Source organism: Rossellomorea sp. RS05, assembly GCF_039822645.1.
Lineage (GTDB): Bacteria > Bacillota > Bacilli > Bacillales > Bacillaceae_B > Rossellomorea > Rossellomorea marisflavi_B.
The window spans coordinates 900,299-914,017 of record NZ_JBDKWY010000001.1 but is presented as its reverse complement, the minus strand read 5'-3'; the positions used below and the strand labels follow the sequence as shown (position 1 = coordinate 914,017).

The window sequence follows — 13,719 nt, the reverse complement described above, 5'->3', positions numbered from 1 at the left end:
AATAAATCCGGCGTTGTTGTATTATACTATCTACAGGCTGCGTTGTACGTAACCATAACGAAGTTTTAACCTTTAAGCTGTAATAGGGAGTTTTATATCGAAGTCGGAATGCCATGCCTCCACGATAGAGGACGGCAGGAAACCTTCTGCAAACACCCACTTTGAGGAGTGGTGGTTTAAAACTTTCTTATAATCCGTTACGGCAACTGTGGCTCTTAACACACACATGGAAGCCAGTCTCTCAGGAGGCTGGCTTTTTATGTATGTGCGTATTGGACTTTTAAAAGCAATCCATCATCTCCGTTCTTCAGACATACATAGAAAAGTCCATAATGGCCATATACGGTCGGAACGCTACCAATAATGCTATGGAGGATGTCCCGTATGGAAAAAATTAAGAAAATCAGTATCCCTGATAAGTCCAGAGTGATCGTCATTGGTGATATCCACGGGGAACTCGATCTTTTAAAGGAATTAGTGCAAAAAGTACATGTTCAACGAGACGATCGGTTGTTGTTCATCGGAGATCTATGCGAAAAGGGACCCGACAGCAGCGGCGTGGTGGATTACATCATGGAACTTTCAGTTAAGAGCCCGAACGTACACGTGTTAGAGGGGAATTGTGATACATTGGTGGACGATTTGATGGAATTGAATCCAGATTTGATAGGGTACTTGAATCGTCGAGAAAAATCCCTCTTTCATGAGTGGATGATAAAAGAAGACATGACGTTTTCAGAGGGTACGGGGATAGAAGAAATGAAAAATGTCCTGGTGAATAGCTTCAGTAAGCAGATCGAGTGGCTTTCAGGACTTCCCACCGCCATCGAAAGCGAACGGTATCTATTTGTACATGCAGGGATTGACCCAGGGGAAGAGTGGCATGAAACGAGCCGGATGGAGGCATTGACGAAGAGGGCGTTCATGGAAGGGTATCACTGTTCAGGTAAACAGGTCATCGTTGGACATTGGCCTGTGGTCAATTACATTGAAAATGGCTTCTCCCATGCACCATTAATCAACCACGACAAGAAAATGATCTCCATCGATGGCGGTTGTGCCGTGAAATCGTCCGGACAATTGAATGCACTGATCATCGAATCAGGAGCATACTCCTTCATGTATGTCGATCATCTTCCTGATTTCGAGGTTAAAGGCGATTATATGCCGCACAATCAAGAGGCGGCCGGCATCACGTTCCCGGATTATGAGATCGAACGGTTGGAAGTGGCAGAGGATTTCAGCCGATGCATGCATAAAAAGACGGAAAGAATGTTCTGGGTTAAAAATGAATACATAGAGGATGATGGTCATAACGTGAAGGACGATGTGTCATTTACCTTGCTTCCTGTAACAAGCGGTGAAAGGGTGCAGTTGGTCGATGGAGGATGTACAGGATTTGATTTGGTGAAAAAAGAGGGAAGGGTGGGGTGGATTCCCAAGGGGTTACTCAAGTAAAGGTGCCCCTCCTGTCCGTACATGGTTAAGTGTCCCGCAACAAGCGAATGTCCAGGAGGGGCATCTCAACTATACCAGAGGCAAACCGATCGTTCAAATATATCATAATAATATTATGTAAACAAAATAAAACAAATCAAAACGAAATCCCTCACTAGAGGAGGGATTCAAGCCTTCATATTTCTAAACAATGATTTGATGGAGCGTGGAAGATCCTTTGCTTCTTCAACTGTCATCGTGATGCTATCCTTTTTGAACTCGATATCCTTCTGGATTTCCTGTTGGGTGGCCTGAAGCTGGGACGATTCGTCTGTCAGTTTATTCATTCTTCCCTGGATGCTTTCCACTTGTTCATTCATACGATTAATGACCGGTTTAGTCGTTTTTAACGTTCGGACAATGGATACGCCGAGCATGATGATGGCAATCACCACGATGGCGATGCTTATATAAACAATCCACATGTCGATTCCTCCTTCTGACGGATATGTATACTTACTATGTTCCCTTTTTCACTTTAAAAAAACGCATGCTCGTGATTATTATAGACGAATGTGGCGTCTCCTTGTAATCTTAAGAGTATAAAACAAAGTGGAGAGAAGGGATGAGTTTTGTTAAAAGCAATTTTTTTCGATTTGGATGACACGTTATTATGGGATGCCAAAAGCATTTCCGAAGCATTCAGTGCTACATGCCGGTATGCAGCCACTCAGGTGAAAGTGGATGCTGATGAGCTGGAATCTTCTGTGAGGGCTTCTGCTAGGGAGCTTTATGCCTCGTATGATACATATGAATTCACACAAATGATCGGGATCAACCCATTCGAAGGTCTTTGGGGGGATTTCTTCGACTATCATGACGAGAATTTCACCAAGCTTAGCCGGATTGCACCGGGCTATCGTGAAGAAGCTTGGAAAAACGGACTAGAACGTGAAGGTGTAAGGGTGGAGGGTCTAGGAGAAGAACTTGCCGAACGCTTTAGGGAAGAACGCAAGAAGCATCCTTTTGTATACGATGAAACATTTGATGTACTCGAGAAGGTGAAAGGTTCGTATGAACTGATCCTTTTGACAAACGGATCACCCCATCTGCAGCAGACCAAGCTTGAGCTGACGCCTGAATTGATCCCATACTTCAAGGAAATCATCGTTTCGGGGGCAGTAGGGAAAGGAAAGCCGGAGCCTGAGATGTTTGAGCTTGCCCTCGAGAAAGTCGGGATAGAAAAGGAAGAAGCCATCATGGTAGGCGATAATCTGAATACAGATATAAAAGGTGCCAATCAATGTGGGATCAGGACCGTTTGGATCAATCATCATCAAAAGACGCCTGAAGTGGTTACTCCTACTTATGAGATTGATCGTTTGGCCGGTCTCATTCCACTGCTCGATCGTCTTTGATTAGACACTGCAAGGAGGTAGCGTTTTGGTCAAAAGTAGCTGTTCCCTACTTGTTCATGCGCCCATCGAAGCCGTATGGGATTTCATATCCGAGTTGGAAGAATGGGCTCCCCTCGTCTCAGGGTATATAGGACACAGGCGTTTTGCACGCGATCACGTAGAATGGAAGATGAAGATCCCTTATGGCCTCATTAAAAAAACGGTCGCGGCGGAAGTCAGGGTGACGGAATGGATCCCGCCGGAGAAAATCAGCTTCACCATGGAAGATGTGAAGAAATCTTTCGGGGGATGTGGTGAATTCACGGCTAAAGCTGACGGGGACGGGACCATCATGAACGGATGGCTGTCCATGAATCCGAAAGGTTCCCGAAAGTGGGTCCCGGACAGGATATTGGAAGGAATCATGGAGGAAATGATCGTGTCGTTGTCAACTGCCATCAAAATCAGGTTGGAACAAAACTAAGCCCGCTGGATTGCGGGCTTTTTGTGTTGCATCCAACTATGATAAACTAAAGATTCTTAGAATAATAAGATTGGGGAATACAGCATGCAAAAGCTTCAGGACGTAAGGGAAGAAGCCATAAATGAAACGAAACAAAAAATAGATGAAGACATCATACGCTACATGCAGGAGAGAAAAAGCTGCCCGTCATTCGATGACTATGTAACAGACAGAAGGTCTTTCTTTCATCAGGTGTGGATCAATACGTGGTTGAATAGGGTAACCAATGACCTCATGATCAGCCACAAAAAGGCCTTTCTCCGTAGCCGGGGAATCGAACTGAACGGAATGGAGAAAAAATGGGTGAATCAGCTTTTCAGGAACGAGATAAGGGAGATAGACCCATTCGATGGAGAAGCTTGGTTAAAAGAGACAGTCAAGGCAGGTCAGGAGTGGAAGGACCGTTTCAATGCAGTCAAAGATCAACAGAAGGAAGATCATGCCCGTATAAAGCGCTCCACGCTTCAAAAGGAAATCAGAAGGGATATCCTTCAGTGGGTGGAGGACCAGGTTCGGAAAAAGGAGCTTGCATGGTACGCAGAGCTTCGCTACCTCATGGCGCAGAAAGTTGTAGGTGACATCGGAAATAAGAAAAAATTCATCCTAGAGGAAGACCAGCTAAGAGAAGAGGGTGCATTCCATTCTTCACACTATCCTTTACTGGAGGATTTCATGGGAGAATTCACGGGATCCCTCAATAAAAAAAGTGAGCATTGGGACCGGGATGCCTGGGAGTATGAAACATATCTGGCGCCTTACGAGCGATTCAGTTCCTATCATGCCGATCAGCTGATTGTGAATTCACTGCTTGAAGCCCTATCGGAAGATCACCTCGAACGTTACCTGGAAGCCTTTGGTCAGCCTTTGAATATGGAAAGGCTGAGCAGGATGAATCACCCGCTTTTCTTGTCAATGATGAACACCTGGTTTAAATGGCTAGGTGAAGAAAAGGTAGCGCGCCTCCTTGAGATTGCGGAAGGACCGTGGGATCCTGAAGTCCAGCTGATTAGCTTGACAGCAGATATGGAAGAGAGAGAAAAGCGTGAACGGGAAGAAAGGGAGGAACAGGAGAGGAAACAGCGGGAAGAGGAGGCCATGATGGAGTCCATTTTTGGACGGGAGTACAGTGCCCCTGGTAAGAGCAATATCCGATATATCCTGCATCTCGGTGAAACGAATACAGGCAAAACCCATACCGCACTGGAAAGTATGAAAAAAGCCCGGAGCGGTATGTATCTTGCACCTTTGCGTCTTCTTGCCCTGGAGGTTTACGATAAACTAAATCGTGAGGGAATCCCATGTAATCTGAAAACCGGTGAAGAAGAGAAAGTGACTGTTGGTGCCCTTCATAGTGCCAGTACCGTGGAAATGTTCCATGAGAAGGATTTCTATGATGTGGTTGTGATCGATGAAGCCCAGATGATTTCCGACCAGGACAGGGGCTACGCATGGTATCGGGCCATTACCAAATCCAGGGCGAAGGAAGTCCATATCATTGGCAGCACCAATGTGGAAGAGTTGCTGTTCCGTTTGCTCAGTGAGGAGGATGTCACGGTCCACCATTATAAACGCGAGATCCCCCTGCAGGTGGAACCAAAGGAATTCAAGCTTCGAAGCGCGAAGAACGGAGATGCGATCGTCTGTTTTTCAAGGAAAAAGGTTCTGGAGACAGCCTCAAGGCTTCAGTCCGGCGGACATAAGGTGAGTATGATCTATGGAAGCATGCCGCCTGAAACCCGCAAAAAGCAAATGATGCAATTCATAGAAGGGAAGACGAACCTGATTGTCTCAACGGATGCCATTGGAATGGGTCTCAATCTCCCCATCCGGAGGATCGTGTTCCTTGAAACGGAGAAATTCGATGGAACCAGGAGAAGACGGCTGTCTTCACAGGAAGTCAAACAGATCGCCGGCCGTGCAGGACGGAAGGGGCTTTATGAGGTGGGGAAGGTTTCATTCAGCAGGCACGTCAAAGCGATGGAAAAACTCCTTCATCAGGAAGACCGCCCCCTCAATCGTTTTGCCGTTGCACCCACCTCTTCGGTCTTTGAACGGTTCCAGCGCTACAGTAATCACTTGGGGACCTTCTTCGAGCTTTGGGATCGATTCAAGTCTCCTGAAGGAACCGAGAAGGCTTCGTTGATTGAGGAAAAAGAGCTGTATGAACGAATCGAGGGATCAGACATCGAAGCTAGGCTTTCCCTGGACGACCTATACGGTTTCCTTCACCTTCCTTTCAGCAAAAAGGAGGATCGCCTGATCACACAGTGGCTCCAATGCATGCATGCCATCATCGATGGTGAGGAGCTACCGGAACCGGTCATCAGGACACGGAATTTGGAACAACAGGAACTATCCTATAAATCAGTGGGCCTACACCTCCTCTTTCTCTATCGTCTTGGCCGCCAGACAGAAGCGGCCTATTGGGAGCGGGTCAGGGAAGAGATAGCAGATGGCGTGCATGATTCCCTTTCAGACGAGGTTCAATCCTACAGCCGCACGTGCAGGAGCTGCGGGAAGAAGCTGCCGCCTGAATTCGGCTTTTCCATCTGTGACCGCTGTCATGGCAACAGGTCGAAACGAAAAAAAAGACGACTGAGCTGATGATGGGTATTATGACTCAAAATATGGTACGATGCCCCTAGATTAAACAGTAAAGAGGTGCAAGGGATGAAAATAGAAGTATGGTCTGATTATGTTTGTCCATTTTGTTATATAGGAAAACGCCGCCTGGAGCAGGCACTTGAGCAGTTTGATCATGCAAATGAGGTGGAAGTCGAGTTCAAGAGCTTCGAGCTTGATCCGAACTTCCCTAAGGATACGGATAAGAACATCCATCAGCTGATCGCGTCCAAGTACGGGATCACTGAAGAACAAGCAAGGAATAATTCCGTAAGCCTCACCCAACAAGCGGCTGCCGTTGGCCTTGATTTCCGCTTTGATACCAGTGTGCCGACGAATACATTCGATGCTCATCGACTCACTAAATTCGCACAAACCAAAGGAAAAGCGGCTGAGTTGACGGAGTTGCTCTTGAAAGCTCACTTTGCCGATTCTAAGCATGTTGGTGACGAAGCCACCCTTCTCGACCTTGTGGAGTCTGCCGGATTGGACAGGAATGAGGCAACTGAAGTCCTTAAAGGTGAAGCCTATGCGAAGGAAGTCCGAATGGATGAAGCAGAAGCACGCGAGATCGGGGTACAAGGCGTACCATTTTTTGTGATTAACAGGAAATATGCCATTTCCGGCGCGCAACCACCTGAAGTTTTCCGTGATGCGCTGGCTAAAGTTTGGGAAGAGGAATCCCGTTCCCCTTTGACTTCACTAAACACGGACCAGGGGATGACGTGCGATGAAAATGGGTGCGAGATACCTGAAGAAAAGTAAATGATATAGCAGCGTTTGGAATGTCTTTCCTCTATGCCACTAAGACCGACTCATCACGAGTCGGTCTTCTTGTTTGTCATAGGGGGTGAAAATAGGAAGGGGCTGGGACAAAAGTGTCTTACCCACAGTAAAACCCGAACGAATTTCCCTATTTTCAGGCAAGTTCATTCGGGTTATTAAATTGTTCTTTGACCATTTATATGTACTCGTTTCCAGCGGTTGATTGGAGTGCAAGACGAAGACTCCAGCGGGAAGAGTAGCTGATGTGAGACCCCGCAGGCTTGCCGAGGAGGCTCACGGGCTACCCGCGGAAAGCGAAGTCTTGCACGGAAATCATGAGCGGTATAAAGAAGCCATACTGATATTGTTCGTCGTGAAATAATCCCTTTTTAGTTTTGTCCCAACCTCCTTGCTCTCTGCTTGAACGGATGAGGATTATTCACTATAGAAGTTTTCGGTGTAATAGGGTTGGGCCTTTTCATTGAATGAAACCCCTACGCCGAGGTACTCATAATGGGACTGAAGGATATTTTCACGGTGACCCATCGAGTTCATGAGGCCTTCGTGGGCAAAAATCGAGCTGAGCTGCCCATAGGCAAGATTTTCTCCCGCCGTCCTGAAGGCTACCTGATCATCGGCCATCCGGTCGAAAGGCGATTCGCCGTCGAGGTTTGTGTGACTGAAGTAGTTGTTTTCTGCCATATCATCGCTATGTTTCCTTGCCGTTTCCCTGACGTGGTCATCCCATGTCAGGACGGATTCACCCATCCTGACCCGGATGGCATTCGTGAGGTCGAAGAGTTGATACTCAAATCCTTCTTTCATGGATGCAGAGGCTTTAGTGTAGTAATCCTTCTTCTCGTTCTCCAAGCCAAAATCGATCACCTGGATGGCTGTGACAGTATTATTCTCATGCTTATCATAAAAGATCGTCACATAGGAGTCATCGACTTCAAAAACATCATGCTCCCCGTCTGTCTGAAGTTGGAAAAGCGTCATCCCCTTACGGATATGTTCGAGGGGTTTGCCCATTTCATTACGTACATCCTCTTTGGAGGCCCCGATTTTAATACCTGTCGTGGAAGCGATGAGATCTTGATTCGTGTATAGGCCGTTCACCTTGCCATTGTCGTCATAAGAGGCCATGAAGAAGTTTTGGTAGTGGTCATGGTAGGCGAACCATTCTACGCCATACTCATTCATGGAATGCCTCTGGGCATCGCCTGCTTGCTTCTCTACTTCTTTCTTGTCAGCGCCAAGTTCGATATTGTGAACAGAGAAGGTGTCACTGCTTGGGGTGGTTAGTGCCGGCTTTTCTGCTTGTGGCTCTTTTGGCTCTTTATCCTTGCTCTCTTTTAAATCATCCAGCTTTGTAAGCAGGGATTGCATTCCTTGATCCAGGCCGTCTATCGCACCCTGTACGTCATCCCGTTCCTTGAATTTCTGGAATTTGTCCATGATGGAGCCGAGACTCGATGCCTCAACCTGTTCGATCCATAGTGGCTTGGTATTATATGCAGCTGCTATAAGTACGATAAGCAGTAGTAGTTTTTTCACGATATACAACTCCATTCCTACTTCCATTCTAACCAATCCAAGCTCAAAGTAAAAAGAAAAAGCTATTACCAGTTTGTTTTACCTTGGGGGTGTTCGGGTAACATACACACATACGTGTAATGAGGGGGAAGTGTTTCATGAATTTATCTCATCAAGAGCGCATTCAGCTCCATGAATTCAATAATCTGACAAAGTCCTTAAGCTTCAATATGTACGATGTATGCTATACGAAAACGCGAGAAGAGCGTGAGGCGTACATCGAATATATTGATGAACAATACAATGCGGAACGTCTAACGGGCATATTGACACATGTGTCTGATATCATCGGGGCTCATGTTTTGAATGTGTCCAAGCAGGATTATGTCCCCCAGGGAGCAAGTGTCACCATCTTGGTATCGGAAGGTCCGATCGTTGAAGTCCCCACTGAACACTTCGATGAATCTCCAGGCCCACTTCCGGCAAGCGCCGCCATGCACCTGGATAAGAGCCATATTACCGTCCACACATACCCGGAATACCACCCCCATGAAGGGATCAGTACATTTCGGGCGGATATCGATGTATCCACCTGCGGTGAAATATCTCCACTGAAGGCATTGAATTATCTCATCCATTCCTTTGATACAGACATCATGACGATGGATTATCGAGTACGGGGGTTCACCCGGGATATCAATGGCCGCAAGCTATTTATAGATCATGATATTCAATCCATCCAGAATTATATACCTGAAGCAATCAAAGAGGAATACGACATGATTGATGTAAATGTATATCCGCAGAACATCTTCCATACAAAGTGCAAACTGAAGGAATTCGATCTGAACAACTATCTGTTCGGGTATACGGAAGACCGCCTCGATGAAGGAGAGGCGAAGGAAATCACAAGCAAGCTGAAAAAAGAGATGGATGAAATTTTTTACGGTAAGAACATGGATAAAAGGGAATAGGGAAGGCGCCCGGGTCAGAGGGCGTCTTTTTTTTGTCCGATTCACGGGGGCAGGCTGTAAGACATATGGTTTACTATGGGCGAACCGCCTCCCTGCTTAAGGGAAGAGTGAAGAGAGGATGATTCCATGACGATTAAACATTATTTTGCATGCGGGAATACTGCAAAAGGATTGATCAGTTTATCGGATTCCGCTTTTGAAGAATTGGAAAAAGTGTATATACTCGACGGTGGGCCAGGGGCAGGGAAATCGACCCTTTTGAAGGAGCTCGGTAAACGGTTTGAGAAATCGGGATATGACTTGGATTACATTCATAGTGCTTTGCAACCTGATGCCTTGGATGCCATCCTGCTTCCGGAGAAGGGGATTGGTGTAATCGATGGCAGTGAAATGTTCAATGTAGCCCAGGCGGTCGTGGAAAGAATTGATCTTACAAAGGCATTGGATATGGAGAGGCTAGCAGATCATACGGAAGCCGTGTTATCTTTTCACAATCAGTTCATCGGTAAACGACAGGAAGCCTATGATACGTTTGCAGCGTCCTTGAGAGAACATGATGACATCGAAAAAGTGTACATTTCCAATATGGATTTTGAAGAAGCCAATACCCTGACGGAGGAATTGATTGCCAGCTTCTTTGCAGGAGAGGAACAGGGAACAGAAGGGAGAATCACGCGTCGATTCCTTGGTGCGGCAACCCCGATCGGCGCAGTCGACTACATCCAAAACCTCACCGATGGTCTTACGGACAGGTTTTTCATCAAGGGAAGGGCAGGATCCGGTAAGTCAACGATGCTGAAAAAAATTGCAGCAAGCGGGAGGGATAAAGGGTTCAGTGTGGAGGTATACCACTGCGGTTTTGATCCCAATAGCCTGGATATGGTCATCCTAAGGGAACAGGGCATCGCCATTTTTGATAGTACGGCTCCCCACGAGTATTTCCCTTCACGGAAAGGGGATCACATCGTTGATATGTATGATCGATGTATCACGGAAGGAACCGATGAAACATTCAGTCGTGAGATTGAAGAGGCGACGAAGGGCTACAAAGATAAAATGAAGGAAGCGATCCAGACGCTGAGTGAAGCAAAGGATTTTCATGACAAGATGAAAGGGATCTATGTCAGTCTGATGGATTTCGATGAGGTGGAGCGGATAACGGAAAATCTCTACAACCGGATAGAATCAGAAATCCAATGATGAGGGATGAAGGTGCGGGCAGGTTCCCCGCGCCTTATTTTTGTCGGAAAATAATCAACACGAGCTAATGTTATTCTAATATAATAATGGCAACATCATATATTATCTTAGTATAATTTCGTTCGTCTGAATGAAATATGGTAGAATAATAGCAGGGATTCCGACCAGAGATCAACGATCGGAAACATGAAATCAGAGGTGCAAATGAGAGATGGTCAAACTAATTTCTTGGAATGTGAACGGAATCAGGGCCTGTGTCAAAAAGGGCTTTCTTGATTTCTTCAAACATAGTGATGCGGATATCTTCTGCATTCAGGAATCAAAGCTCCAGGCGGGTCAAATCGAATTGGATCTGCCAGGATATCATCAGTATTGGAACTATGCCCAAAGAAAAGGATACTCTGGGACAGCCGTCTTCACAAAAACGGAACCACTCCATGTGAGTTACGGATTTGTTGAGGGAGAGGTTGAAGAAGAAGGGCGATTGATTACATGTGAATTCGAATCCTTCTATCTTGTGACCATGTACACCCCGAATTCAAAGCGGGATTTATCCCGAATAGTCGACCGCCTTCGTTGGGAAGATAAGGTAAGGGGATATATAAAGAAACTGGATGAGCATAAACCTGTCGTCCTATGTGGGGATTTGAATGTCGCCCATCAACCCATCGATTTGAAGAATGACCGTTCAAACCGTGGGAATTCAGGGTTTACGGATGAGGAAAGGGAGAAGATGACGAAGCTCTTGGATGCCGGATTCATCGACACGTTCAGATATCTTCATCCGGATCGTGATGATGCGTACACTTGGTGGTCTTACATGAACAAGGTGAGGGAGCGCAATATCGGATGGCGCATCGACTATGTCATTGCTTCGCGTTCCCTGGCGACTTCACTTGCTTCAGCCGGGATGGAACCAGCGGTGCTCGGCAGCGATCATTGTCCCGTATACGCTGAATTCAAAGAACTATCCGAATAAGGAGGAACTACATATGAAAAAGAAAATGACTGAGTGGGCAGACAGAGTCGAGGGTACCATTGAAGCCCTGCCTGAAGAAATGGAGTATCTCCTTCAAAATGACTTGAAGTCCCCGGAAGGACTCACCATCATCGATTTTAAGACCGCCCTTTCACAAGCGGTTGTGGAGCGATGCGATAAGGAAACGGAAGAATTGATTGCTGATGGTCATGCGATACTGGACGAACCTGTCCGGTACCTGAAGGAAAACCCGGAACACTTCGTCTATCTGGAAGCGGAGTGCTTTGACCGTGTGGGAGTTGACGGAGTCTCCCTTGAGATGAATGACGTCTTCCAAACCTACGGCGCTCTCCTTGGACTGAAACTCCAAAAGAAATTTGGTCCTGAAATCAAGCAGATCCTGGCTGAGACCCTGACGAATGGAGAGGACTCCTACGAACTTTTATTCAACGGGGAGGATGGTCTGTGGGACCTCAATCTGACATTGAATGATATGAGGGGGTTCAGTGAAGAAGCTACCCTTTTGGAAGCGTATGAGATGGTTTATCAATTTATTTTCTTCCTTCGCTTTACAATCGAATGATAACCAAAAGGAACCTCCCGGATTTGTTCATTCCGGGAGGTTCCTTTGCTTTTTGACGGGTTCATAATCTGACAGTGTCCCTTCGTAAATCAGCTCAAACGATGGGGATCTTCTGAAATCCTCGGGGGTAACCAGGGCGGGTAGCTTATCCCAGAGCTTGACGCCCGACCGGCTCAATACTTCCGCGACGAATTGGGAGCAAAAGTAGGAGTTGCTGAATTCCACCGGCTCATTCATCGTCACGCCGACGATCCCGAAAAGATTATAGAGATACTTATTGCTGCTGCGTTTGAATACATTCAGAACCCGGAGCATTTTTTGCGTATCCCTCTGAGACACCTTCAGCCTGTAAATCACACAGGTCGTCTTCGGATATTTGCTGTATGTACCACTTTGGACATCTTCCTTTACAAATCCACCAGACAAAGGATTGGATGGATGCTTCCTCCCGAAGCTGTACATGTCCGTGAGTTCCCGATCAAATGAAATGGACGCGTGATTGTAGGGGGCTTTCGTATAGCTCTTAATCGATTTAGTGAACAGGGTGCCCGTATCCGTCAATAAAATATAAATAAAGTGGTCTTCCAACCGCGCACCTCCTAAAAAAATGTAGATGTTCCACCTTCTTCATTATACAATAACCTGAGGGGTTAATATGACCAATGACCCATCCTTTTAAAGGATTTTAACAATAGGGGGGACATCTTTGACCACTAGCGCTTATTGGACGTTATTCATCATTTTCCTGACGCTTTCAGCCGGTCATCTGGCATTCCTTTCAGTAAGGAAGTTCCAAGGGGACAAGGATTTCTCCCGTGTTTCCCTGCGGATTAAAACATGGTGGGGGATGTTTGTCGTTTTTACGGTTGCCACCCTTTTCAACCCTCTTGTATCCATGCTCTCATTAATGATCCTTTGCTTCTTCTCTCTGAAAGAGTATTTTTCCATGATGAAGACAAGGAAGGCCGACCGGCGTATTTTCCTGTGGGCATACATATCAATCCCGCTCCAATTTTATTGGATCTACCTTGGCTGGTATGGAATGTTCATCGTCTTTATCCCTGTGTACGTTTTTTTACTTCTGCCGCTACCGAGGATCCTGGGGAAAGGCACCGTAGGGTTCTTAAGGTCGGTCAGTTCTACTCAATGGGGCCTGATGCTTATGGTGTTCGGCCTTAGCCATCTGGCCTATTTCCAAGTTGCGAGTCCCGAATACGGAGCCAATCTTGTCCTTTACCTTGTCATCCTTACGCAGGTGAGTGACATCGTTCAACATCTCGTTTCCATCTATGCCGGCCGCTTAAAGGTGGTTCCTACAGCGAATCCTGCCATCACATGGGAAGGGTATATGGTGGCTTTACTGGTTACAACGGGCTTATCCTTTAGCCTCTACCCATATCTGACGCCACTGAATGAAACATTCGGTCTCTTGTCAGGCGTCATCATTGCGACAGGTGCCTTTATCGGAAGTCTTACGGTATCGGTATTGAAACGCGATCTTCTGATCGGAGACCGGCCGAAGTTCACTTCCCTGAAGGAAAGCTACTTGAACCGGGTGGACAGTCTGGCTTATACAGCACCGATTTTCTTTCACATCATCCGCTATTATTTTGATTTTATGTAAAAAAGAAGCTTGGAAGAGAATCCAGGCTTCTAGATTAAGAATGTTAACGATGAATGTGTATAACGGATTTAGTTGGCGA

Annotated in this window: 13 protein-coding genes and 1 other RNA gene; 11 read left to right on the top strand and 3 right to left on the bottom strand. The window is 46.3% G+C overall.

Annotated elements, in window-relative coordinates; genetic code table 11:
- Window positions 1-31 precede the first annotated feature (31 nt).
- Window positions 32-219: non-coding RNA, 6S RNA (gene ssrS, locus ABJ225_RS04715), on the top strand.
- A gap of 165 nt (window positions 220-384) precedes the next feature.
- Complete coding sequence (locus tag ABJ225_RS04710; RefSeq protein WP_347318729.1) at window positions 385-1,458, top strand: metallophosphoesterase family protein; 1,074 nt, start codon at window positions 385-387, stop codon at window positions 1,456-1,458.
- 167 nt (window positions 1,459-1,625) lie between these two features.
- On the opposite strand, the gene ABJ225_RS04705 is transcribed toward ABJ225_RS04710, so the two are convergent.
- A complete protein-coding gene (locus tag ABJ225_RS04705) occupies window positions 1,626-1,922 on the bottom strand; it encodes a DUF948 domain-containing protein (RefSeq protein WP_347318727.1) in 297 nt (98 codons plus the stop codon).
- 147 nt (window positions 1,923-2,069) lie between these two features.
- On the opposite strand from ABJ225_RS04705, the gene ABJ225_RS04700 reads away from it, so the two are divergent.
- From ABJ225_RS04700 to ABJ225_RS04685, 4 genes are all read left to right on the top strand, one after another.
- On the top strand, window positions 2,070-2,855 hold the full coding sequence (locus ABJ225_RS04700) for an HAD family hydrolase (protein ID WP_347318725.1): 786 nt from the start codon (window positions 2,070-2,072) through the stop codon (window positions 2,853-2,855).
- A gap of 25 nt (window positions 2,856-2,880) precedes the next feature.
- Window positions 2,881-3,318 carry an SRPBCC family protein gene (locus tag ABJ225_RS04695; RefSeq protein ID WP_179125819.1) on the top strand — a complete coding sequence of 146 codons (438 nt, stop codon included), beginning with the start codon at window positions 2,881-2,883 and terminating at the stop codon, window positions 3,316-3,318.
- 84 nt (window positions 3,319-3,402) lie between these two features.
- Complete coding sequence (locus tag ABJ225_RS04690) at window positions 3,403-5,961, top strand: helicase-related protein (RefSeq protein ID WP_347318723.1); 2,559 nt, start codon at window positions 3,403-3,405, stop codon at window positions 5,959-5,961.
- A gap of 66 nt (window positions 5,962-6,027) precedes the next feature.
- A complete protein-coding gene (locus ABJ225_RS04685) occupies window positions 6,028-6,744 on the top strand; it encodes a DsbA family oxidoreductase (protein WP_347318721.1) in 717 nt (238 codons plus the stop codon).
- Between the two features lie 435 nt (window positions 6,745-7,179).
- Here the strand turns inward: ABJ225_RS04685 and ABJ225_RS04680 are convergent, their stop codons facing one another.
- Window positions 7,180-8,301: a CAP domain-containing protein gene (locus tag ABJ225_RS04680; protein ID WP_347318719.1), complete on the bottom strand. Its 1,122-nt coding sequence runs from the start codon at window positions 8,299-8,301 to the stop codon at window positions 7,180-7,182.
- 137 nt (window positions 8,302-8,438) lie between these two features.
- Between ABJ225_RS04680 and speD the strand changes: the two genes are divergently transcribed.
- The 4 genes from speD (at window position 8,439) to ABJ225_RS04660 (ending at window position 12,016) form a co-directional block, all read left to right on the top strand.
- On the top strand, window positions 8,439-9,254 hold the full coding sequence (speD, locus tag ABJ225_RS04675; RefSeq protein ID WP_053426955.1) for an adenosylmethionine decarboxylase: 816 nt from the start codon (window positions 8,439-8,441) through the stop codon (window positions 9,252-9,254).
- Window positions 9,255-9,380: 126 nt separating this feature from the next.
- Window positions 9,381-10,454 (top strand): PRK06851 family protein, encoded by a 1,074-nt coding sequence (locus tag ABJ225_RS04670; RefSeq protein ID WP_347318717.1) that lies wholly within the window; start codon window positions 9,381-9,383, stop codon window positions 10,452-10,454.
- A gap of 211 nt (window positions 10,455-10,665) precedes the next feature.
- Window positions 10,666-11,433, top strand: a complete 768-nt coding sequence (locus ABJ225_RS04665; protein ID WP_079516156.1) for an exodeoxyribonuclease III — start codon at window positions 10,666-10,668, stop codon at window positions 11,431-11,433.
- Window positions 11,434-11,446: 13 nt separating this feature from the next.
- Window positions 11,447-12,016, top strand: coding sequence for a branched-chain amino acid aminotransferase (locus ABJ225_RS04660; RefSeq protein WP_235563549.1), 570 nt, complete (start codon window positions 11,447-11,449; stop codon window positions 12,014-12,016).
- A 27-nt stretch (window positions 12,017-12,043) separates the two neighbouring features.
- On the opposite strand, the gene ABJ225_RS04655 is transcribed toward ABJ225_RS04660, so the two are convergent.
- The gene (locus ABJ225_RS04655; RefSeq protein ID WP_079516155.1) at window positions 12,044-12,604 is read right to left on the bottom strand and encodes a hypothetical protein; all 561 of its coding nucleotides are present in this window, start codon (window positions 12,602-12,604) and stop codon (window positions 12,044-12,046) included.
- 118 nt (window positions 12,605-12,722) lie between these two features.
- Between ABJ225_RS04655 and ABJ225_RS04650 the strand changes: the two genes are divergently transcribed.
- Window positions 12,723-13,640, top strand: a complete 918-nt coding sequence (locus ABJ225_RS04650; RefSeq protein ID WP_148984307.1) for a phosphatidate cytidylyltransferase — start codon at window positions 12,723-12,725, stop codon at window positions 13,638-13,640.
- The last annotated feature ends 79 nt before the right edge of the window (window positions 13,641-13,719 follow it).